Raw genomic sequence first — 21,016 nt, 5'->3', positions numbered from 1 at the left:
ACCCGCCGCCTCCGGCCGTCGGTGAGGTGATCGGCGGGTCCGTCGGAGCGGGCACGTCTGACGGGTGAGTGGAGCAGTCGTCCAGTTCTGGATGTCGGAGCACAAAACACACTTTGGAGGTTGGGCGTCATGGGGCGTATCAAGGTCGGCACGGAGAACAGCACGGACATCGAGGTGCACTACGAGGACAAGGGGGCGGGGCAGCCGGTGGTGCTGATCCACGGTTACCCGCTGGACGGGAACTCGTGGGAGGGGCAGACGTCGGCGCTGCTGGAGGCCGGCTACCGGGTGATCACGTATGACCGGCGGGGTTTCGGCAAGTCGAGTCAGCCTTCGGCGGGTTACGACTACGACACCTTCGCCGCTGACCTGAACGCGGTGCTGGAGGCGCTGGATCTGCGTGAGGCGGTGCTGGTCGGGTTCTCGATGGGCACCGGCGAGGTGGCCCGTTACCTGTCCGTCTACGGTTCGGCGCGTGTCGCCAAGGCGGTGTTCCTGGCCTCGCTGGAGCCGTTCCTTGAGATCACCGACGACAACCCCGACGGTGCCGCGCCCGCCTCGTTCTTCCAGGGTGTCTCCGAGGCTGTCAAGAAGGACCGGTACGCGTTCTTCACCGACTTCTACAACGACTTCTTCAACCTCGACGAGAACCTGGGCACCCGCGTCAGCGAAGAGGCGGTTCGCAACGCCTGGAACATCGCCGCCGGGTCGGGCGCGATCGCCTCGGCCGCCGCGCCTCTCTCCTGGCCCACCGACTTCCGTGCCGACATCCCCAGGATCGACGTCCCGGCCCTGATCGTGCACGGCACCGCCGACCGCACCCTGCCCATCGACGCCACCGGCCGCCGCTTCGCCAAGGCCCTGCCCACCGCCCAGTACACCGAGATCGACGGCGCCCCCCACGGCCTGCTCACCACCCACACCGCCGAGGTCAACGAAGTATTGCTGAACTTCCTCGCTCAGTAAGCCGCACCTCTGCCTGGTCGGCCGGCTCCGGCTGGCCGACCGCGCCCGCATCCTCGTATCCCGCCTCATCACGCCCCCCTGCGCGACTCACCTCACCAGGGGTGATCGTCCTACTGATGCACAGGAAGTCACCATGAAGGTTCTGATCGTCCTCACCTCGCACGACAAGCTCGGCGACACCGGCCGTAAGACCGGGTTCTGGCTGGAGGAGCTCGCCGCGCCGTACTACCGGTTCCAGGAAGCCGGCTGGGACATCACCCTCGCCTCCCCCAAGGGCGGCCGTCCCCCGCTGGACCCTAAGAGCAACGAGATCGCCAACCAGACCGACCAGACCCGCCGCTTCGAAACCGACCCGGAAGCGACCGCCGCGCTGGCGAACACCGTACGCCTGGACTCCGTCAACGCCGACGACTACGACACCGTCTTCTACCCCGGCGGCCACGGCCCGCTGTGGGACCTGGCCGAGGACACCCACTCCGCCCGCCTCATCGAGACGACCCTGCGCTCCGGCAAGCCCCTCGCCCTGGTCTGCCACGCCCCCGGCGTCCTGCGCCACACCCGTGACGAAGACGGCACCCCCCTGGTCCAGGGCCGGAAGGTCACCGGCTTCACCAACACCGAGGAAGAAGGCGTCCAGCTCACCGACGTCGTCCCCTTCCTCGTCGAGGACGAACTCATCAAGCTCGGCGGCATCTACTCCAAGATCGGCGACTGGCAGCCCTACGTTGTCCAGGACGGCCTGCTCATCACCGGCCAGAACCCCGCATCCTCCGGTCCCGCAGCCGACACCCTCATCGCACTCACCACGGCTCGGGCCGGATCCGTCAGCGAGGAGAGCCTGTCCGCGTCCGCGTGAAAGATCTTTCTCGCGCCTCCGGCCCGCCAGGCTTCAGCCCGGCGGGCCGAAAGCGTTTCGCGCAACGGCCTATGGCCGACTCTCTCTCCGCCTTACGGCACAGCCCTCCCCGGCCGGCGCGGAGGATCGCGGTCAGGCGCTCTCCAGGAGCCGCGCCGCCTCCGGAACACCTTGCGAGATGTCCTGCACGGTGAAGTGCCCGAGGGTCGTCGCCACAGCGTGAGCGATCATACGGTCGATCGACACCAGGGACTGCTGGACGGACCGGCCCGTGACGCATGACGGATCGGGGCCGTGCAGTCCGAGCACGGGTTCGTCGCCCTGAAGGAGCAGCCATACCTGTTCGAGCGTGATCTGGGCAGGCTCGACTGCCAGTTCCCAGCCGCCGTTCACGCCGGACCGGGACCGGACCAGCCCCGCGTTCCGCATCGGTCCGAGCACGCGGCGTACATAGACCGGGTTGACATTGGCACTCTTGGAGAGTTCCTCGGAACTCACGGCGTGGCCATCAGCGGCGAGTGTCAGGATGACCAGTACGTGCACGGCGACGGCGAACTGGGTGTTTGTGGAGCGGGCCATTACCCCATCTTGCCATTTTTGTCACCATCGTGGCTACAGGCGCCAGGCGCCTGCCCGGGAACCCGAGAAGGGCTACGCAGACGTGGGGACGGGCGAACACGATGTGCGCCCCCTCGGTCGAGCCCATGCGCATCTGTCGTTCCGTGTCGGTGCGAGTGAGGAAGGCGCATGAGCATCGGGGACGCCGTTCATCAGCTTCTACACTCCGAAGGACATGCCGACGCCGGTTCGCGAAGCCGGCTTCACAGGCTCGGGTGCGTGTCGGGAGCCGTGCTCGCCGAGCGCTACTTCGCCTGTCCCCTCGGCGGCCTTCGTCCGTCGAGGGGTGCCTCTGTGTCTCTTTCCTCCAGCGAGGCGTACTGCGCGAAGAGGGCGTTGAATGGAATGCCTTGACCACGCGCGCGCCGGGAAGCAGGGAGGCCCGGCTGCCGCGCCTGCGGGAGGCGGCGGCGAAGGTGAGGGACGCGGTCTCCGTGTTCCTCGACGTCCCCATCGAGAGTGACGGCGGCGAGGGTGGCAGGGATGAGCCGAGGCTTTCTCGGTGTGTCTGTATCCGCCAGTCCTCGTCCGGCCTGCGAGCGGGGCGTCCCGTACGACCGTCGCATCCCCCGACGTCCGGGCCTTGTGGGGCGGCCGCGGAGCGGGCACTGGCCGACGCCGCCAGGGCGTGCTGGGCGCTGTTGTGGAGGCCGCCAAGGACGGCCGGGGCGGTGAGGGTCGTGGTCATCGCCAGGCGCGGGGGTGTCGGCCGGGCCTTCCTCTGCCGCCGTCGCGACCTTTTCGGCCAGGTCCACGCCGGGGCCGCCGTACCGCCTACGGTCCTGGGCGGCCGGGGCCCCGCAGTCGGCCGCGTTTCCCTGTGGGCCGGCCTGGCCGCCGCCGACGTCCGCAGTGCCCGCCTCGCCGTGTGGGCGGGCGGCGGGTTGGGGCCCGGTCACCAGGTGGCAGAACACCGGGTGGTGGGGGTCAGGCGGTGGGGTTCGGGCCGAGGGCGATGTCGAGGAGGGTGCCGAGCTGGTCGAGCTGGTCGGGGGTGAGGGCGCTGAACGAGGTCGTGGTGATGGCGTCGAGCACAGTCTGGCCCTCGGCCAGCAGCCGTGTGCCTTCCTCGGTGAGCCGGTGGCGGACGGCGCGTCCGGGGCCCGGTACCCGCTCGATCAGGCCGCGCTCGGCCATGCGGGCGGCCAGCGATCCGAAGGACTGGTCGGTCTGGAAGGTCAGCACGGCCAGGTCGTGCAGCGAGGCGTCGGGCTTCGCGTGCAGGTGCCGCAGGGTGTCCCACTGGACCAGCGACAGGCCGAGCGGCGCCAGTGCCCGGCTGGCGGCGCGCTGGTGCCGGTGCTGGAGACGCTTGACGGCCAGGCCGACATCGGAGGGTTTGCGCATGGCCCAAGTCTACTTCCAATCCAAGGTTGTTTAGATACGGGACCTGATCTAAGGTTCCTTATATAAGCAAGCTGTCTTGCAAGGAGATGGAAGACGATGAGCGCCCCCGTTCTGGCCGGTTCCCTCCGGCCCGCCCGCACCTCCGGCTACACCGTCGCGTCCCCCGCCGGACCGGTCGAGATGACTGTCCAGGACCGCGACCGCACCCGCCCCTTCCTGCTCCTGCACGGAGGCGGCGGCATGCCCACCATGGCCGGCTTCGCCGACCTCCTCGCCGAGCGCGCCCACGCCCGGGTGCTGCTGCCGACCCACCCCGGGTTCGGCGGTACCCCCAAGGCCGACGGCCTCACCGGCGTCACCGCGCTGGCCCGCGCATACGTCGCGCTGCTGGAGGAGTTCGACCTCACCGACGTCACCGTCGTCGGCAATTCCTTCGGCGGCTGGCTCGCCGCCGAGATCGCCCTGCAGGAAAGCCCGCGCGTCAGCGGCGCCGTCATCGTCGACGGCATCGGCATCGAGGTGGACGGCCACCCCATGACCAACCTCGCCGGCATGACACCGCAGCAGATCAGCACCTACTCCTTCCACGACCCGCGCAAGGCACCCGTTCCGCCCGCCGGCCAGGCCGGGCCGGGCCCCGACCTCCAGGCCCTGATCGGCTACACGGGCCCCACGATGTCCGACCCGACGCTTACCGGCCGGCTGGCCGGCCTCCACCTGCCCGTCCACGTCATCTGGGGTGAGAGCGACGGCATCGTCACCCCCGACTACGGCCGTGCCTACGCCGCAGCCATCCCCGGCGCTGCCTTCACCCTGCTGCCCCGCACCGGCCACCTCCCGCAGCTGGAGACGCCCGAAGAACTCCTCGGAGCCATCCTCGACCTCGACCTGGGCGCCTGACCCACCCGGACAATCGGCCACCCCCTAAGAGCAGGAGAAACCATGAACACCCCCCTTGCCGTGACCCGGATCGGGCACGCCTGCCAGCTGATCGAGATCGGCGAGACCCGGATCCTCACCGACCCCTGGTTCACCGAGACCGCCACCTACCACCAGGGCGAACAGCTCGCCACGACCGTTGCCGGCCTCGGCCGGATCGACGCAGTCGTCGTCAGCCACGAGCACTACGACCACTGCGACCTCGATGCCCTGCTCGACGGCGGCTTCGACCTCTCCGTCCCGCTGATCGGCCCCGGCACCGTCGCAACCATCGCCCGCGGCAAGGGCTTCCGTGACGTTCGCGCCATCGAGGCATGGGAGGCGACGACCGTCGGCCCCCTGGTGGTGACCGCGACCCCCGGCGAGCACGGCGTCCACGAGGTGACCTTCGTCCTCCAGGCCGAAGGCCGCACCGTGTTCTTCGGCGGCGACTCGCTACGCGTCCCCGAACTCGACACCATCCCTGACCGGATCGGCCCCGTCGACCTCACCATCCTGCCGACCAACGGCCTGTGCGTCCGCCCACTCGGCATGCGGCAGTTCGTCATGGACGCCGAACAAGCCGCCGGCCTGACCGCGGCGCTGCGCCCCACCCTGGCGATCCCGCACCACTACGCCTTCCACAGCGGCCGCCTCGGCGACCGGATGATGACCAAGACCGACCCCGACCCCCGCCACTACGCCGACGCCGTCGCCCGCCTCGCCCCCGACATCGAGGTCCGCATCGTCCTCACCGGCGAGCGCGTGCAGGTCCCGTGAGCGCCGACGAGCAGTACATGCCGCAGCTCCCGGCCGGCCTGCCGGTCGGCGAGCACCCATGATCGCGAGCGTCCGTGCGATGCCCGGACACGAGGAACCGCTTGCCGCCGCCGCCATCGCCACCCTCACCACCGCGGTCCGGCTGCCGCGATTTCCGCTCCTTCCGCGGCGCCGCCGACACCGACGCCTTCCCCACCCACCATCAGCCATGTCCGCGCCTCCTGGGACCGGCTGGCCACCCACGCCGGCGCCGGAGCCAACGCCCTCATACAGCTCATCGAGCTGTAGAAGGTCGTGTCCCGCCGAGTGGTGTAGCCGATCACGCCCAGGACTTGTCCGGCCGGTCATGTGACTGCTCCGCTTTGGTCGTTGATGTGGGCATGGGGCGGGGAGATCTGACGGATGCCGAGTGGGAACGGCTGCGGCCGTTCCTGCCTGTCGGCAACAGGCGTTGCGGCCGGTGGCGGGATCACCGGCAGGCGATCGACGGGATTCTGCACCGGGTGCGGACCGGTGTTCAGTGGCGCGACCTGCCCGAACGGTTCGGCCCGTGGAAGACGGTCTATGACCCGTGGAAGACGGTCTGCGAACGGCACCGATTGTGGTCGGCCGACGGCACCTGGGAGCGCCTGCTCCAGCGGGTCCAGGCCGAGGCCGACGCCGCGGGCGAGATCGACTGGGACGTCTCGGTCGACTCCACCATCGTGCGGGCGCATCAGCATGCTGCCGGCGCCCGCACCGATCCACCACCGGCTCCCGCCTCAAAGGGGGACGCACCGGCAGAACACCAGGGCGAGACACCGTTGCAGAGTCTGCTCGCCCGCCTGGTGGAGGTGGTCCAGGAGGTGAGGGCCTGGGCCGCTCGCGCGGCGGGTTCACCGCCAAGCTCCACCTGGGCGCGGACGGCCGCTGTCGGCCTCTGTCTTTGATCGTCACGCCGGGACAGCGGGCAGACTGCACCCAGTTCAAGCCCGTGCTGGAGAAGATCCGCGTCCCCCGCATCGGGCTAGGGCCTGTTGTGAAAGTGCTGGTCACAGCTAGGCCGGTCCCGCAAGAAGCCCGACAGCCTGGCCGCGGACAAGGCCTACAGCAACGGGCCCTGCCGCGAATATCTGCGGCGCCGTGGCATCCGGCACACGATCCCTGAGGAGACCGACAGCCATGCCGCCCGCTTACGCAAAGGCGCACGCGGCGGACGGCCACCGGGCTTCGACGAGGAGCGGTACAAGAAGCGGAACACCGTCGAACGGGCCATCAACAAGCTCAAGCAAGCCCGAGCCGTGGCCACCCGGTATGACAAGCGCGGCTATGTATTCCTCGGTACCGCCACCGTGGCGGCCCTCGTCATCTGGCGGCGAACTTGATCGGCCGGACAAGTCCTAGCCCGGCCGGTCTCACTCTGTGAGTGGATCGCTACACAGCGATGTTCATGCGTGTCGGCCTGCCCTCGGGCAGAGAAGGCCCCCGCGACCGCTACCGACGGCCCGGGGGCATGACCCTCAACCACACTGGAGTTGAAGACGTGTTGCACCATATCGCCGGCCTCGTCGAGCCGCTGCTGCGTCTGCTGTGGCCCCCTCCGGGCGGCGCCGGCACCGGCGCCGGCACCGCGCCGGGGGAGGGGCCCCGGTCACCCCCGTGCCTGCAGCCCCCGCCGCCCCCGTCCGTCGCCCCTCCCCGCACGAAGCCTTCCTCCACGGCGAGGACTCCCGGCTCGTCCGTCCCTATCTCCTCGCCCACGAACAACGCGCGCAGGCCACACCGCAGCGCGCCCGCCGTCGCACCTTCTGGATCGCCGTGCACGGCGTCGACGGGGGGCAGGGCACATCCACGGTGTCGATGTCGGCTCGCGCCGGATCCGGGACGACGAGGTGATCGCCGCATGATCCACGAGAGCCACGCCGTCGCCCCCCACGGTCGGCCGGCCCCGCCTCCTCCCCTGGTCCAACCTCGACGGCAACCCCTGCCACCTCGTCATCGACGACACCGGTACCGGCTGTCTCTCGCGCCTCGCCGACGACGTCGAAGCCGTCCGGCTCGGCATGGCCGACGACCTTCTCGGCCACGCCGTCGATCTCCTGGGCGACGGCAAGGCCACCGCACCCCAACTGCGTTTTCTCGCGGCCCGCTTGGCCGAATCGCTCCACGACGTGCACCGCATCGCCCGGAACAGGGGAGCCCGCCTCCCCGTGCCCCACGACGACGAGGCCCCCGGCGCCGCCCCTGAAGAGGACCCCGGCACCTGACCCGCCCGTCTCCGCCGAGCGTGCGGACGTACCGGCGCAAAGCCCGGTACGTCCGCACGCTCGGCGGCCGGGCTGAACTCCCTGTGCGAAAGGGAGTTCAGCCGCAGAAGTGCCTACCAGATCGCCTCGACCCACTCCGGGTGGTCGATGAACGGGTTGCGGTTGTGCTGGTAGGTGTCGTAGATGGCCTGGTTGCGCTTCTCCTCGAAGGCGCTCGGCGGGTCCGCCTCGTTCCACGCCTTGAGGACGGAGAGCTTGCCCATGTAGGGGTTGGAGCCGTTGCCGACCTTTTCGTTGGGCTCCAGGTCGGCGAAGCCGTCGTCGCCCTCGTAGCGCACGGCCATGTAGAGGATCATGCGGGCCACGTCGCCCCGGTCCGCGGCGCGCGGTGCGAAGGAGTCGGAGTCGACGGTGCTGCCGCCGCCGTTGGTGACGGCGCTGCCGCCGTTGTCGAAGTCCAGGTTGCCCCGCGTGCTGTTGACCTGGACGTCGCAGGCGCGCAGGTGGTGCAGGTCGGTGCCGGGACCGGTCACCTCGCCGAAGTCGCCGTGGGACTTGGCCCACGTGTGCTCGCGGTTCCAGTCGCCGACGTCGCCGCCGTTGAGGGACTTGCTGCGCGAGACACCGCTGTACAGCAGGATCACGTTGTTGCTGTTGTTCGGGTCCTGGTCGGTGACCTTGAGCGCGTCCCAGACCGCGGAGTACGAGATCTTGGTCTGGCTGCTGATGATCGTGTGCAGCGAGGACTTCAGGCTCGCGCCCGTCTTGCCGACCGCGTTCTTGTAGTACGTCGAGTCGTACGCCGTCGTGGTCGCCGCGGCGGGGGTCGCGGTGAGCGCGGGCGCGGTGAGGCCGGTCAGGACGGCGGCGGTGGCGAGGGCCACCGACTTCCACCGGCGTATGCGTGTCGTCAGCATGTGGGGAGTCCGATCTACGCGTGTTGATGGGAGGCGGCAATCGGGAGAGTGACATGCACATGCGGTCAAGGCAATGAATCTGACATGTCGATCAGATGACGGGAACCGGCAAATTACCCGTTGTCTACGCGAGTTGATGGCGCAAAACGGCCCCTGACGGGGGGTCAGGGGTCGTTTTGCGCCGGTGGGCGGACCGATGTGCCGTCGGCGTGCGGTCAGTTCACGTCCGACGGGTCCAATCGGTAGACCGTCGACTGGTCGCTCTGCGACGAGGACGAGGTGTCGGAGTCGGAGGTGCCGGAGGTACCGGAGCCGGAAGCGGCCGTCGAGCTGTAGTCGCTCTCCTTCACCGCCGTCCCGTTCTTCTGTACCCACTCCGTCACCTCGGAGCCGGCCGTGGAGCCGCCGCCCATACCGCCGCCTCCCATGCCGCCGCCGAGCTGGATGTAGTGCAGCTCGCCCTTCTTCACCAGCTCCTTCAGCCTCGCCAGCGTCATCGCGTTGTCGGAGCCGGACCAGCCCCACATGGAGATCACCGGCTCACCGCTGCTGAGGACGAGCTGTGCGGCGGACTGCGAACTCGACACCGCCAGCAGCCACTTCGCGCCGTCCTGGTGCTTCTTCAGGTAGGAGAGCAGTTCGGTGCTCGCGCCGCCGCCCATGCCGCCAGCGCCGGGGCCGTCGCCCGCACCGGTGCCGCCTTCCGGGGCGGTGCCGCCCGGTGCCGTACCGCCGCCGGCCGTGGTGCCGCCGGGAGGCGTACCGCCCGGCTGCTCGCCACCCCCGGGGAAGCCACCGGCCCCGCCGCCCGTCGGCCCGTCGGCCTGGCCGCCTGCCTGCTCGCCGCCGGCGCCCGGGAAGGCGCCCCGGCCGCCGCCGGGGCCTCCGCCGCCGAAGCCGCCGCTCCCGGTCGTGGGACCGGCCGTCGGATTCGTACCGCCCATCCCGCCGCCCGAACCCGACGGCACCGACCAGGCGTACGCCGCCGGACCGGCCACCGACGCGACGACCGCCGCGGCCACCGAGGCCGCCAGCAGGCGGGCACGGTGGCCCGAGCGGAAGACGAACAGCCCCACGACCGCCAGCGCCATCACGACCCCGATGACGGGCCACAGCCACGTGTTCCAGCCGGAGGCCCGGCGCAGCAGCACGATCGCCCAGACCGCCGTGATCCCGAGCGCGAGCGGCAGCACCCACACCCACCGCTTCTCGGCGCGGAAGGCCCGCAGCAGCATCAGGCCGCCGCCCCCGCACAGTGCCGCGATGCCCGGGGCGAGGGCGGTCGTGTAGTAGGGGTGCATGGTGCCCTCGGCCAGGGCGAAGGTGAGGTAGTGCAGGGCGGTCCAGCCGCCCCACATCACCAGCGCGGCACGGGTGAGGTCGGTGCGCGGGGCGCGCCCGCACCGGACGATGCCGCCGACGGCGGCGATCGCCGCGAACGGGATCAGCCAGGAGATCTGGCCGCCCAGGACGTCGTTGAACATCCGTCCGATGCCGGCGGTCCCGGAGAAGCCGCCTCCGCCGCCTCCGCCGCCCCCGCCGTTGCCCTCGCCGCCGAAGACCCGGCCGAGGCCGTTGTAGCCCATGATCAGGTTCCAGGCGGTGCCGTCGGTCGAACCGCCGATGTAGGGCCGCTCGTCGGCCGGGACGAGGGAGACGGCCGCCGCCCACCAGAAGCTGGAGACGGCGAGGACCACGGCCGCGGCGGCCAGGTTGACGAGCCGCTTCACCAGCTTCGGCTTCGCCGCGTACAGGTAGACCGCGAAGACGGCGGGCAGGGCGATGTAGCCCTGGAGCATCTTGGTGTTGAAGGCGAGGCCGAAGCAGGCGGCCGAGCCGAGCAGCGGCAGCAGCCTGCCGTCGTGCACCGCCCGCAGGGCCAGCGCGGCGCCGCCCGCCATCAGGAACACCAGCAGGGTGTCGGGGTTGTTGTCCCGGTTGATGGCCACGGTGATCGGGGTCAGCGCGAGGACCAGCGCGGCGACCGCCGCCGCACCGTGCCCCCAGACCCGCTTCACGCTCGCGTGCAGGATCCAGATCGTGCCGAGGGCGGTCAGGATCATCGGCAGCATCATCTGCCAGGTCCCGAAGCCGAACACGCGGCAGGACAGGCCCATCACCATCAGGGCGAACGGCGGCTTGTCGACGGTGAGGAAGTTCCCCGCGTCCAACGAGCCGAAGAACCAGGCCTTCCAGCTCTGGGTGCCGCTCAGCACGGCGGCGCTGTAGAAGCTGTTGAGCCCGGAGCCGGAGAGGTTCCAGGAGTACAGCACCGCCGCCAGCACCAGGATCGCGAGCAGCGCGGGGAGCGACCAGCGCGGTGCCTCGTCCGGCGGGGGCGCCGGGTTCGACGCCGGGTCCGCCGCGGGCGGCGGCCGGTCGGTGGACACGGTCGGGTGGGGGAGATCGGTGGCTGAGGTCACCGGTCCACCGTGCAGAGCGCCGATGGGAGGGGGCTGTGCCCAGCCTGGTCGCAGCCTGTGAGCCGGCGGAGGGGGCGGGCGGGGGAGCGGGTCCGGCGGGCGGCACCCGGCCGGGTGCCGCCGGAACGCGCCGGCCGCCCGGCCGCGTCACCCCAAAAGCGCCCCGAACTTCTCCTCGTACACGGCGATCTGCTTCTCACGTCCGGCGATGAAGGCGTTCTCCTCGCCCGGCTCCATCGTGTTGCCGGGCACGTTCGACGGAAGGAGGTCCGGCAGGTCGCGGAACACCTCGGCCGCCGCCGCCCACCGGTCTCCGCCGTGGCGCCTCGCGTACGAGAGGTTCTTCATCACGGCCCTCAGGTCTTCGGCCAGGAGGTGGGCGGGGACCTTCTTCCCGCGGAACGCGCTCTCCTCGGGAGCCTTGGTCCCGGGCGTGGCGAGGCGGCGCAGCACCCACAGGGCGGCGCTCAACTGTCCTGCCCTGAAGTGCCTGTTCGGTGTCTCGGTCGGCATGCCTCATGCCTACCCACTGCTCCGGCGCGCGACGAATCCGGTTTTTGGAACGTGCGTACAACTATCGGTCGTGCGTGCGAGTCACCTCGGCATGACTCTCCGCAGACCCAGACGAGCCGTACCCGGACGAACCGGACGTACCAGAGGGCTGGTCGCCACCGCCCTCGGCGCCGGCATCCTCCTCACCGGCGTGGCCGCCGCCACCCCGGCCGCGGCCGCCACCCCGACGGTCGGCTGCACGTCGGCCAGGACCGGCCTCGCCGCCAAGTTGAAGAAGGACATCACCGCGGCGCTCGCCACCCGCAAGGGCACGGTCGCCGTCGGCCTCTACGACCGCAGCACCAACACCACCTGCACCCTGCGCGCCTCCACCGCCTTCGACTCGGCCAGCGTCGTCAAGGTCACCGTCCTGTCCGCACTGCTGTGGGACGCGCAGAAGCACAACAGGGCGCTGACCTCCCGTGAGAAGACCCTCGCCACGGCGATGATCACCAAGTCGGACAACGCCTCCACCTCCACCCTGTGGAAGCAGCTCGGCCTGACGAAGATCAGGGCCTTCCTCACGGCCGCCAAAATGACGCAGACCAAGCCGGGCGCCAACAACTACTGGGGCCTGACCCAGATCACCGTCACCGACGAACAGAAGCTGCTCAAGCTCCTCACGGCCCGGAACACCGTCCTCACCGACACCTCGCGCGCCTACGTCAACAAGCTGATGGCGCAGGTCGTCTCGTCGCAGCGCTGGGGCACCCCCTACGGACGGCCCGCCGGGGTCAGCTGGCACGTCAAGAACGGCTGGCTGTCGCGCGCCACCAACGGCTGGCGGGTGCACAGCGTCGGCACCTTCAAGGGCGGCGGCCACGACTACACCATCACCGTCCTCACCCACGGCAACAGCACGATGAGCTACGGCATCACCACCATCCAGGGCGTCGCCAAGGTCATCCACCGGGACCTCGCCGCCTCCTGAAGGGCCGAGGTCCCGGAAGATCGTCGACGGCATGTTCCACCGGCCGTCACCCGCACGCCCTACGGTGACCGCCATGCGCCTGCGAACCGTACTCGCCACCTTCACCGCCGGCCTGGCGGCGGCCACCTGCCCGGTCGCCGCCGGACCGGCGAACGCCGGTCAGAGCCACGCCTGTTCGGCCTCGGTCTCCCTCGACCGCTTCTCCGACGCCCTCGACAAGACGACGTACGACGGCACCTTCGTCGGCAATCTCTCCGCGCTCGCCCGCCGCCGGGACGGCGCCCTCACGGCCCTGTCCGACCGCTCCGCCCTGTTCCGCCTCGACGCGAGGACCCTGCGGCCGACCGCGGTCGTCCCCCTCGCCGACGAGAACGGCGCCGCCCTGGACTCCGAGGGCCTGGTCGCCGACCGGGACGGCACCTTCCTGGTCACCTCCGAGACGGAGCCGTCCGTACGCCGCCACAGCCCGTCCGGCGCGATTCTCGACCGCCTCCCCGTCCCGGACCCGCTGCGGGTCGCCCCGGCCGGCCGCGCCGCCCCCAACGGCACCTTCGAGGGCCTGACCCTGCTGCCCGGCGGCCGTACCCTCCTCGCGTCGATGGAGTACGCCCTCTCCGGCGACGCGGCCGGCACGCTCCGCTTCCAGACCTGGACGCGGCGCGGCGGCCACTTCGTGCTCGGCGCCCAGTACGCCTACCGCGCCGACACCGGGCTCGGCGTCCCCGAGGTCCAGGCGACCCCCGACGGCCGCCTCCTGGTCCTGGAGCGCGGCTTCACCGCGGGCGTCGGCAACACCGTCCGCCTCTACCTCGCCGACCCCCGCCGCGCCACGGACACCAGCGGCGTCGAGCACCTGACCGGCCAGGACGGCGTACGCCCGATCGCCAAGACCCTCCTCGCCGACCTCGTGACCTGCCCGTCACTGGGAGCGACCGCGAAGCAGCCCCAGCCGAACCCGCTCCTCGACAACATCGAGGGCATGGTGATCACGGGACGGAGCGCGGGCGCGCTGAAGGTTTCGCTGGTCAGCGACGACAACCAGAACGCCGTGCAGACGACCCGCTTCCTGCGCCTGCGGGTGCGGGTCTGAGGTTCCTGTCGGTATCGGGGGCGTGGTCCTGACGGCCGAGACGAACGCGGCCCGGCTCTCCACAGGAGGAGGGCCGGGCCGGAGCGGACGCCGTGCGCGGGCACGCCGACTGCGTGGCTGCCGACGTCAGGCACCCTTGCGGCCGGCTCACCTGCGCCAGAGGACCTTCGCTCGCCGCTCGCTGCCGAATCCCAGGCCGTGACGGTAGATCTCCGCCACCCAGTAGCGGCCGTCGTTACCCCGTGCGAAGACTCCTGACTCGACGAGGAAGTCGGCGTCGGCCACCTCCAGCCCCACTTCTGCCAGCGAGAAAGGAACGGTCACGGGTTCGCGTACCTGCTGAAGTCGGCTCAGCAGGTCACCGATCTCCTGGCTTTCGTCCTGAATGGCACTGATCTTGATCGTGCTGCATTCGAGCAGGGCCTTGCGCATGGCACTCGGCACCAGCACACGGTCTTCCCAAGTGGTCTGGGGAATCGACTGACGTGCTGCTTCGGCCAGGAACACCACGACATCCCTCGCCTGCACCTGGTCCTTGAAGTCTCCGAGGGCCGCGGGCACCCACAGGTGGGAGCGCGCCTCTTTGGACTTCTCCGTTCCCATCTTCCACCCCCACACGGGAATGAGGGCGTTCACCAGCGCATCGTAGGAAAGCTCCGCGATGTCGGACTCGGCCATCGCCGTGGGCAATGCGTCGGCATGCGCGGTGACCCAGAGTGCCAACCGCAGCGCCTCCTCCTTGTTCCAGCGCAGCGCATAGGGCTCGTAGCGTGCGAGCAGTTGCTCGCTGTTCTGGCGGACCGCTCGTTTCACAAGATCTCGGCGCACGAAGACGACAAGTCCGAGCGGGCGTCCGCGCAAGGAGCGCAGCCAGGCGAGGACGTCGATCAGAAGTACACGCAGCGCAGTGCGCTTGACCTCCGTGTCCAGCGACTGCAGCAAGTCTTCGAGCCCGTCCATGACGAACACGGCTCGTGACCGCTTGCTGAGTTCCGTAAGTGCGGATTCGGCGTCCAGTTCCCCCGTCAGCGGCGCTCCCGCAGCGATGGCCAGGCACTCCAGCCACAACTGCCGCCATCCGATGTCGTCTCCCGCGTCAAGAGTGGAAAGGCCCTTCCTCAAACGGTCCTTGATCTGCTGGGAAGTCCCTGCTTCTCCTGTCGGCGCACTGTGCGTGGCGGCGAACGCGTCCCTGAGGTCCTGAGTCGTCAGATCGTCGTTCTCGAGGTTGTCCGACTCCAGCACCGGGACGACGGGCAGTGCCAGTCGGACGTCCTTGACACCGGACTGTTCGGCGAACGCGTTCCACGTCCTTGCCGCACAGGCCTTCGCGTACATGAACGTCTTGCCCGCACCCTTGGCACCGACGACGAGGGCCAGGGGAGGTTCCGTGCGGTGGTCCCCGAGCAGTCTGCGCAAGGGGTCGGTCGCGAGAAAGCCGCTGGCCGACGACATGCCTTTGCGCTCGGCGTAGATGAGCGGTTGAGCGGTCTCCGCGAGCCGCTTACGGAGCGTCGAGTAGTCGACATGTTCCTGGTCTCCGTCCGCGTCCGGCAACGGGGAGGAGGCAGGGGCCGGCACGATCGATTCCAGGACTTCGGACACTTTGCAGCTTTCCAGCACTCGCAACACCGCGTCCCAGGAAGAGGGAAGCGCCAGCAGTTCCTCTCGGAAGGGGCTGAGCAAGGGCTGGGACAAGACGTCGGCGTCCACTTCGCCTGTGTCATCCGGGTCGGTTTCCGTGCTGCCGTCCGGCGGCCTCAACGACGAGAGCAGCGCACTGCTCAGCTCGGCTCGTGCCTGTTCTGCCTGTGCCTCATGGACGTCCTGCCGGTACTGCGTGACGATCACGGAACTGGCCGGGTCCGTGCCCCGCAGAGCCGGCGCGCGGCGCCCCAGTTGCTTCAGCAGGGTCTTCGTGCCCTCGAGGGACTGGTGGCTGAGCGTGGTGACGAAGACGCGTTGCACTCGCGGGTCGAGGAGAACGGGAGCGGACAGCTCGGAGGCTCCGGCTCGCAGATCCACGACGACGGTGTCCGCACCGGTGCGTGCGGCGAGTGCGGCGAGGGCCTCGGTCAGAAAGTACGGAGAGCGCCCAGGCGTCAGCAGGTCCGCAGGCTCGATGCGCGGCGGGCCCAGGTGTTCCCTCCTGCTCGTGGGGACCACGGTCACCCGCCCCCCACTCGCGAACCGTCCGACCTGCTGATTCGGCAGGTAGGCGGCCGCGATCTCCACGGCCGCGGACCAGCCGCCGTCCTCGGACCCCTGCAGCAGGGCGAGCAGGTCCTCGTAGGAGAAGTCGAGCTGTCCGCCTTGGGCCTTGTGCATCCAGGTGATTCCGGGCGCCTCGAGGTCCGAGTCGACCAGCAGGACGCGGCCGCCTCTCCGCGCGATCGTGTCGGCCATGGCGACCGCGTGCACCGTGCGTCCCACTCCGCCTTTGAAGGAGTGGAAGGCCAGGATCTGCACGTCACCGGGGAATCGCTCGGTCGAAGGGCGTTCCAACGCGTGCGCCAACTGCGGGGTGATGTGCTTCTCGCGCAGCAGCGGCAGGCGGCGCGGCTGATCCGAGCTCTCGGGTTCGGGACTGAGGATGACGGGGATGCCGGTGAAGTCCGGCGTCCGCGGGTCGTCGAGCCGGAGCATGAGGGTGCCGTCATGCCATTCCGTCGATCCCGTGCCGAAGGCCTCGTCCAGCCAGTGCTTCGCCGCCTCGGCTTCCGTGCCGTCGGAGACGACGAGTTCCAGGCCGTCCCACCAGCCGTCCGCCGCACGGAGCCACTCGGGCCAGCGATCGGCAGCGGCAAGAGCCGTCAGATGATCGTCCACGTCCACCCAGGTGAACAGATGCTCCGGGGGCGTCAGCCCTTCCAGGTCGGTCAATCCGGCCACGGCCTCGTACTCTCCTAGCCTCAGTCCCGCTCGCACCACTTGATCAACGCCCGGAGGGCTTCCTTCGCTTCCTTCTCGTCGGTCCCGTCAAGCTTTGCACCATAGCGCCACGCCTGGTGCAGGTCCGCCAGGGCGACGGACGCGCCCGCGGGCGTGTGCAGGCGACAGCTTCGAAGCCGGTTGAGCAAGTCGTCCAGGGCGCGGGGAAGTCTCAGCTCCTTGGCCAGCTTGCGAAGGTCGTGAGTAGGTTCCAATGCCGCTGTGTCGCGAAGCCCTCTGCGGAAGAGGAGCCGTTCCTTCAGACCGCATTCGGCGGCGTAGAACAACAGGAGACCCACGGTGGCCGCGTCCTCCCCCTTGCCGTGCGCTTCCACCGACTCCGCCGAGACCGTCAGCTCATCTCGTCTCTTCTTGAGCGCCTTGGCCCCCACCTGAAGCACCATGTGCGCATCCTTGCAGAGTTCACCGAAGGCCATGAGCCGTGGAGTTCTCGCCGGTCGCCTTTTCGCCACACCGATTCGGCGACGCCGCGGGACGGCCCGGTCCGCAGACGAGAGCGGGGCGAGGGCCGCCGGAATGCGGTTCCGATGTGCGGCTCCGCGGTGTGGCCCCGACGGCGCCGAACCCGAAAACGCCCGGAACCCGCGGAGCGGATTGTTGCGGAGGGATGAAATCCGCTTCCCGTCGCGTTGGTGCCTTCTGGAAGATCAGGTCTGACGGAAGGCACCGGCGTGGCTGCGCAACGGGGATGGGCACGGCGACTGGCGAGCTACGCGTGGCGCCATCCGACGGACGTGGTCCTCGCCCTCGGCTCCTCCCTCGGCGGCATGGCCGTCATGGCGCTGGTCCCGCTCATCACCAAGGTGATCATCGACGACGTGATCGGCGACCACAGCCGTGACATGGCGCCCTGGGCGGGTGCCCTGATCGGCGCGGCCGTGATCGTCTACGTCCTCACCTACGTCCGCCGCTACTACGGCGGCCGGCTCGCCCTCGACGTCCAGCACGACCTGCGGACCGAGATGTACGGGACGATCACCCGGCTCGACGGCCGCCGCCAGGACGAGCTGTCCACCGGGCAGGTCGTCGGCCGGGCGACCAGCGACCTCCAGCTCATCCAGGGCCTGCTCTTCATGCTCCCGATGACCATCGGGAACATCCTGCTGTTCCTGATCTCCCTGGGGATCATGGCCTGGCTGTCGCCGCCGCTCACCCTGGTCGCGCTGGCCGTGGCCCCCGCCCTGTGGGTGATCGCCAGACGCAGCCGCACCCGGCTGCACCCGGCCACCTGGTACGCGCAGGCGCAGGCCGCCGCCGTCGCGGGCGTGGTCGACGGCGCCGTCACCGGCGTCCGGGTGGTGAAGGGTTTCGGGCAGGAGGACCAGGAGACCGGCAAGCTGCGCGAGGTCGGCCGACGGCTCTACGCCGGCCGGCTGCGCACGATCCGCTTCAACGCGCGGTACACCCCGGCCCTGCAGTCCGTCCCCGCGCTCGGCCAGGTCGCGATGCTCGCGCTGGGCGGCTGGCTCGCCGTGCACGGGCACATCACCCTCGGCACCTTCGTCGCCTTCTCCACCTACCTGGCGCAGCTCGTCGGCCCGGTCCGCATGCTCGCCGTGGTCCTCACCGTCGCCCAGCAGGCCCGCGCGGGCACCGAACGCGTCCTGGAGCTGATCGACACCGAGCCGTCGATGAAGGACGGCACCAAGGTGCTGCCCGCCGACGCGCCCGCGACCGTCGAGTTCGACGACGTGTCCTTCGGATACGGCGACCGCCCGGTGCTGGACGGGCTCAGCTTCGAGATCCGCGCCGGCGAGACCCTCGCCGTCGTCGGCTCCTCCGGCTCCGGGAAGTCCACGGTCTCCCTGCTGCTGCCCCGCTTCTACGACGTCACCCGCGGCGCCGTCCTCGTCGGCGGCCACGACGTGCGCGAGCTGACCCAGGACTCGCTGCGGGCCGCGATCGGCCTGGTGCCGGAGGACTCCTTCCTGTTCTCCGACACGGTCCGCAGCAACATCGCGTACGGCCGTCCCGACGCCACCGACGAGGAGATCGAGGCCGCCGCCCGCGCCGCCCAGGCCGACCGGTTCATCGCCGAGCTGCCCGAGGGCTACGCCACCGAGGTCGGCGAGCACGGCCTCACCCTCTCCGGCGGCCAGCGCCAGCGCGTCGCGCTCGCCCGCGCGATCCTCACCGACCCGCGGCTGCTCGTCCTCGACGACGCCACCTCGGCGGTGGACGCGCGCGTGGAGCACGAGATCCACGAGGCCCTGAAGCAGGTCATGCGGGGCCGTACGACCCTCCTCATCGCGCACCGCCGCTCCACCCTCAACCTCGCCGACCGCATCGCCGTCCTCGACGGCGGCCGGCTCGCCGACCTAGGCACCCACGAGGAGCTCCAGGAGCGCTCGGCCCTCTACCGCCGCCTGCTCACGGACCCGGACGAGCTGGGCGGGGTCTCGCCCGGCCACGCCCGCCCGGCCGAGCCCGGCGAGGACACCTCGGTGCGGGAGGAGCTGGAGGCCGAGTTCGACGCCGAGCGCGGGGTCACCCCACGGCTGTGGACGGGCGACCGCGAGCGCAAGGACACCGCGCTCGCCGGTACGCCCGCCACGCCCGAGCTGCTCGCACAGGTGCAGGCACTGCCCCCGGCGACGGACGTCCCGGACGTCGACGAAGCCCGCGCGGTGGCCGCCGAGGACTCCTACGGCCTGCGCCGGCTGCTGCGGGGCTTCGGGCTGCCGCTGCTGATCAGCCTCGGCCTGGTCGCCGTGGACGCCGGCACGGGCCTGCTGCTGCCGGTGATGATCCGGCACGGCATCGACGACGGTGTCACCCGGATGGCCGTGGGCGCCGTCTGGGCCGCCTCCCTGCTCGCGCTGCTCGCGGTGCTCGCCCAGTGGGTCGCGCAGACCGCCGAGGTCCGGATGACCGGCCGCACCGGCGAACGCGTCCTGTACGCCCTGCGCCTGAAGATCTTCGCCCAGCTCCAGCGGCTCGGCCTCGACTACTACGAGCGCGAGCTGACCGGCCGGATCATGACGAGGATGACGACGGACGTCGACGCGCTGTCGACGTTCCTGCAGACCGGCCTGGTCACCGCGTTCGTCTCGGTCGTCACCTTCTTCGGCATCATGGCGGCCCTGCTGGTGCTCGACGTGCAGCTGGCCCTGGTCGTCTTCGCCACCCTGCCGCCGCTGGTCGTCGCCACCTTCTTCTTCCGCCGGGCCAGCGTGAAGGCGTACGAACTCGCCCGCGAGCGGGTGTCGGCGGTCAACGCCGACCTCCAGGAGTCGGTCGCCGGACTGCGGATCGTGCAGGCCTTCCGGCGCGAGCGGGACGGCGGGGCGCGCTTCGAGGAGCGCAGCGACGGCTACCGCCGGGCCCGCATCCGCGGCCAGTGGCTGATCTCGATCTACTTCCCCTTCGTCCAGCTGCTGTCCTCGGTCGCCGCCGCGGCCGTCCTGATCGTGGGCGCGCACCGGGTGGACGCGGCGACGCTGACGACCGGCGCGCTGGTGGCGTACCTGCTCTACATCGACCTGTTCTTCGCACCCGTCCAGCAGCTCTCCCAGGTCTTCGACGGCTACCAGCAGGCCACGGTCTCGCTGGGCCGCATCCAGGAACTCCTCCAGGAGCCCACCTCCACGAAGACCGCCGAGAAACCCCTCGGCGTCGACTCGCTGCGCGGCGAGATCACCTTCGAGGACGTGCACTTCACCTACGGCGAGAACGAGGAGGCCCTGACCGGCATCGCGTTGAACGTCCCCGCCGGCCAGACCGTCGCCTTCGTCGGCGAGACCGGCGCCGGCAAGTCGACCCTGGTGAAGCTGGTGGCCCGGTTCTACGACCCGACGAGCGGCCGGGTGCTGGTCGACGGCACGGACCTGCGCACCCTCGACCTCACCTCGTACCGCCACCGCCTGGGCGTCGTCCCGCAGGAGGCGTACCTCTTCCCCGGCACCGTGCGCGACGCCATCGCCTACGGCCGCCCCGACGCCACCGACGCCGAGGTGGAGGCGGCGGCGCGGGCGGTCGGCGCGCACGAGATGATCGCCACCCTGGACGGCGGCTACCTCCACGAGGTCGCCGAGCGCGGCCGCAACCTCTCCGCCGGGCAGCGGCAGCTGATCGCGCTGGCCCGCGCCGAGCTGGTCGACCCGGACGTCCTGCTCCTCGACGAGGCGACGGCCGCCCTGGACCTGGCCACGGAGGCCCAGGTCAACCAGGCCACCGACCGCGTCGCGGGCCGCCGTACGACCCTGGTGGTGGCCCACCGCCTGACCACGGCCGCCCGTGCGGACCGGGTCGTCGTCATGGACCACGGCCGGGTCGCCGAGGACGGCACGCACGAGGAACTGCTCGCGCGGGGCGGGCGGTACGCCGAGCTGTGGCGGGCGTTCGTCGGGGCGGCCGAGCCGGAGGAGCCGGTCGGCGCGTCTCGCTGACGGTCGCGCAACCATCCGGCACGCGCCCTGCG

At 70.5% G+C, this 21,016-nt stretch carries 15 protein-coding genes and 2 pseudogenes; 10 read left to right on the top strand and 7 right to left on the bottom strand.

Features of this window, described 5'->3' with window-relative positions:
* Positions 1-129 precede the first annotated feature (129 nt).
* On the top strand, positions 130-966 hold the full coding sequence (locus AB0N31_RS17815) for an alpha/beta hydrolase (protein ID WP_366059312.1): 837 nt from the start codon (positions 130-132) through the stop codon (positions 964-966).
* Between the two features lie 133 nt (positions 967-1,099).
* Positions 1,100-1,822 (top strand): type 1 glutamine amidotransferase domain-containing protein, encoded by a 723-nt coding sequence (locus tag AB0N31_RS17810; protein WP_366059311.1) that lies wholly within the window; start codon positions 1,100-1,102, stop codon positions 1,820-1,822.
* Positions 1,823-1,954: 132 nt separating this feature from the next.
* Here the strand turns inward: AB0N31_RS17810 and AB0N31_RS17805 are convergent, their stop codons facing one another.
* Both AB0N31_RS17805 and AB0N31_RS17800 read right to left on the bottom strand, forming a co-directional pair.
* Positions 1,955-2,401 carry an Rrf2 family transcriptional regulator gene (locus tag AB0N31_RS17805; protein ID WP_366059310.1) on the bottom strand — a complete coding sequence of 149 codons (447 nt, stop codon included), beginning with the start codon at positions 2,399-2,401 and terminating at the stop codon, positions 1,955-1,957.
* A gap of 966 nt (positions 2,402-3,367) precedes the next feature.
* Entirely contained in the window at positions 3,368-3,787 is a 420-nt protein-coding gene (locus tag AB0N31_RS17800; protein ID WP_366059309.1) for a MarR family winged helix-turn-helix transcriptional regulator, read from the bottom strand.
* A 96-nt stretch (positions 3,788-3,883) separates the two neighbouring features.
* Between AB0N31_RS17800 and AB0N31_RS17795 the strand changes: the two genes are divergently transcribed.
* From AB0N31_RS17795 to AB0N31_RS17775, 5 genes and pseudogenes are all read left to right on the top strand, one after another.
* The gene (locus AB0N31_RS17795; RefSeq protein WP_366059308.1) at positions 3,884-4,687 is read left to right on the top strand and encodes an alpha/beta hydrolase; all 804 of its coding nucleotides are present in this window, start codon (positions 3,884-3,886) and stop codon (positions 4,685-4,687) included.
* 42 nt (positions 4,688-4,729) lie between these two features.
* A complete protein-coding gene (locus tag AB0N31_RS17790) occupies positions 4,730-5,485 on the top strand; it encodes an MBL fold metallo-hydrolase (RefSeq protein WP_366059307.1) in 756 nt (251 codons plus the stop codon).
* A 380-nt stretch (positions 5,486-5,865) separates the two neighbouring features.
* A pseudogene (locus tag AB0N31_RS17785) lies at positions 5,866-6,849 on the top strand (IS5 family transposase).
* 274 nt (positions 6,850-7,123) lie between these two features.
* Positions 7,124-7,360 (top strand): hypothetical protein, encoded by a 237-nt coding sequence (locus tag AB0N31_RS17780; protein ID WP_366059306.1) that lies wholly within the window; start codon positions 7,124-7,126, stop codon positions 7,358-7,360.
* Between the two features lie 53 nt (positions 7,361-7,413).
* Positions 7,414-7,731, top strand: a pseudogene (locus AB0N31_RS17775) (hypothetical protein); the annotation flags it as partial.
* Between the two features lie 113 nt (positions 7,732-7,844).
* Here the strand turns inward: AB0N31_RS17775 and AB0N31_RS17770 are convergent.
* The 3 genes from AB0N31_RS17770 to AB0N31_RS17760 all read right to left on the bottom strand — a co-directional run bounded on the left by AB0N31_RS17770 (position 7,845) and on the right by AB0N31_RS17760 (position 11,584).
* Positions 7,845-8,648 carry an endonuclease gene (locus AB0N31_RS17770; RefSeq protein ID WP_366059305.1) on the bottom strand — a complete coding sequence of 268 codons (804 nt, stop codon included), beginning with the start codon at positions 8,646-8,648 and terminating at the stop codon, positions 7,845-7,847.
* Between the two features lie 215 nt (positions 8,649-8,863).
* Positions 8,864-11,071, bottom strand: coding sequence for a glycosyltransferase family 39 protein (locus AB0N31_RS17765; RefSeq protein ID WP_366059304.1), 2,208 nt, complete (start codon positions 11,069-11,071; stop codon positions 8,864-8,866).
* 147 nt (positions 11,072-11,218) lie between these two features.
* Entirely contained in the window at positions 11,219-11,584 is a 366-nt protein-coding gene (locus tag AB0N31_RS17760; protein WP_366059303.1) for a hypothetical protein, read from the bottom strand.
* 91 nt (positions 11,585-11,675) lie between these two features.
* Here AB0N31_RS17760 and AB0N31_RS17755 point away from each other — a divergent pair, with 91 nt between their 5' ends.
* Positions 11,676-12,554 carry a serine hydrolase gene (locus AB0N31_RS17755; protein ID WP_366059302.1) on the top strand — a complete coding sequence of 293 codons (879 nt, stop codon included), beginning with the start codon at positions 11,676-11,678 and terminating at the stop codon, positions 12,552-12,554.
* 73 nt (positions 12,555-12,627) lie between these two features.
* Positions 12,628-13,644 carry an esterase-like activity of phytase family protein gene (locus tag AB0N31_RS17750; RefSeq protein WP_366059301.1) on the top strand — a complete coding sequence of 339 codons (1,017 nt, stop codon included), beginning with the start codon at positions 12,628-12,630 and terminating at the stop codon, positions 13,642-13,644.
* Positions 13,645-13,791: 147 nt separating this feature from the next.
* On the opposite strand, the gene AB0N31_RS17745 is transcribed toward AB0N31_RS17750, so the two are convergent.
* On the bottom strand, positions 13,792-16,536 hold the full coding sequence (locus AB0N31_RS17745) for an AAA family ATPase (RefSeq protein WP_366059300.1): 2,745 nt from the start codon (positions 16,534-16,536) through the stop codon (positions 13,792-13,794).
* Positions 16,537-16,556: 20 nt separating this feature from the next.
* On the bottom strand, positions 16,557-17,012 hold the full coding sequence (locus AB0N31_RS17740; RefSeq protein ID WP_366059299.1) for a hypothetical protein: 456 nt from the start codon (positions 17,010-17,012) through the stop codon (positions 16,557-16,559).
* Between the two features lie 255 nt (positions 17,013-17,267).
* Here AB0N31_RS17740 and AB0N31_RS17735 point away from each other — a divergent pair, with 255 nt between their 5' ends.
* A complete protein-coding gene (locus AB0N31_RS17735) occupies positions 17,268-20,984 on the top strand; it encodes an ABC transporter ATP-binding protein (RefSeq protein WP_366059298.1) in 3,717 nt (1,238 codons plus the stop codon).
* The last annotated feature ends 32 nt before the right edge of the window (positions 20,985-21,016 follow it).

This window comes from Streptomyces sp. NPDC051051, assembly GCF_040682975.1.
GTDB lineage: Bacteria > Actinomycetota > Actinomycetes > Streptomycetales > Streptomycetaceae > Streptomyces.
This window is presented reverse-complemented; position numbering and strand designations above follow the sequence as displayed.

What these genes read in the sequence shown, in the direction of transcription:
- AB0N31_RS17810 (WP_366059311.1), top strand. Translation starts at nt 1,100, where the DNA reads ATGAAGGTTCTGATCGTCCTCACCTCGCACGACAAGCTCGGCGACACC.
- AB0N31_RS17805 (WP_366059310.1), bottom strand. Translation starts at nt 2,401, where the DNA reads ATGGCCCGCTCCACAAACACCCAGTTCGCCGTCGCCGTGCACGTACTG.
- AB0N31_RS17770 (WP_366059305.1), bottom strand. Translation starts at nt 8,648, where the DNA reads ATGCTGACGACACGCATACGCCGGTGGAAGTCGGTGGCCCTCGCCACC.
- AB0N31_RS17795 (WP_366059308.1), top strand. Translation starts at nt 3,884, where the DNA reads ATGAGCGCCCCCGTTCTGGCCGGTTCCCTCCGGCCCGCCCGCACCTCC.
- AB0N31_RS17750 (WP_366059301.1), top strand. Translation starts at nt 12,628, where the DNA reads ATGCGCCTGCGAACCGTACTCGCCACCTTCACCGCCGGCCTGGCGGCG.
- AB0N31_RS17790 (WP_366059307.1), top strand. Translation starts at nt 4,730, where the DNA reads ATGAACACCCCCCTTGCCGTGACCCGGATCGGGCACGCCTGCCAGCTG.
- AB0N31_RS17800 (WP_366059309.1), bottom strand. Translation starts at nt 3,787, where the DNA reads ATGCGCAAACCCTCCGATGTCGGCCTGGCCGTCAAGCGTCTCCAGCAC.
- AB0N31_RS17740 (WP_366059299.1), bottom strand. Translation starts at nt 17,012, where the DNA reads ATGGCCTTCGGTGAACTCTGCAAGGATGCGCACATGGTGCTTCAGGTG.
- AB0N31_RS17760 (WP_366059303.1), bottom strand. Translation starts at nt 11,584, where the DNA reads ATGCCGACCGAGACACCGAACAGGCACTTCAGGGCAGGACAGTTGAGC.
- AB0N31_RS17755 (WP_366059302.1), top strand. Translation starts at nt 11,676, where the DNA reads ATGACTCTCCGCAGACCCAGACGAGCCGTACCCGGACGAACCGGACGT.
- AB0N31_RS17815 (WP_366059312.1), top strand. Translation starts at nt 130, where the DNA reads ATGGGGCGTATCAAGGTCGGCACGGAGAACAGCACGGACATCGAGGTG.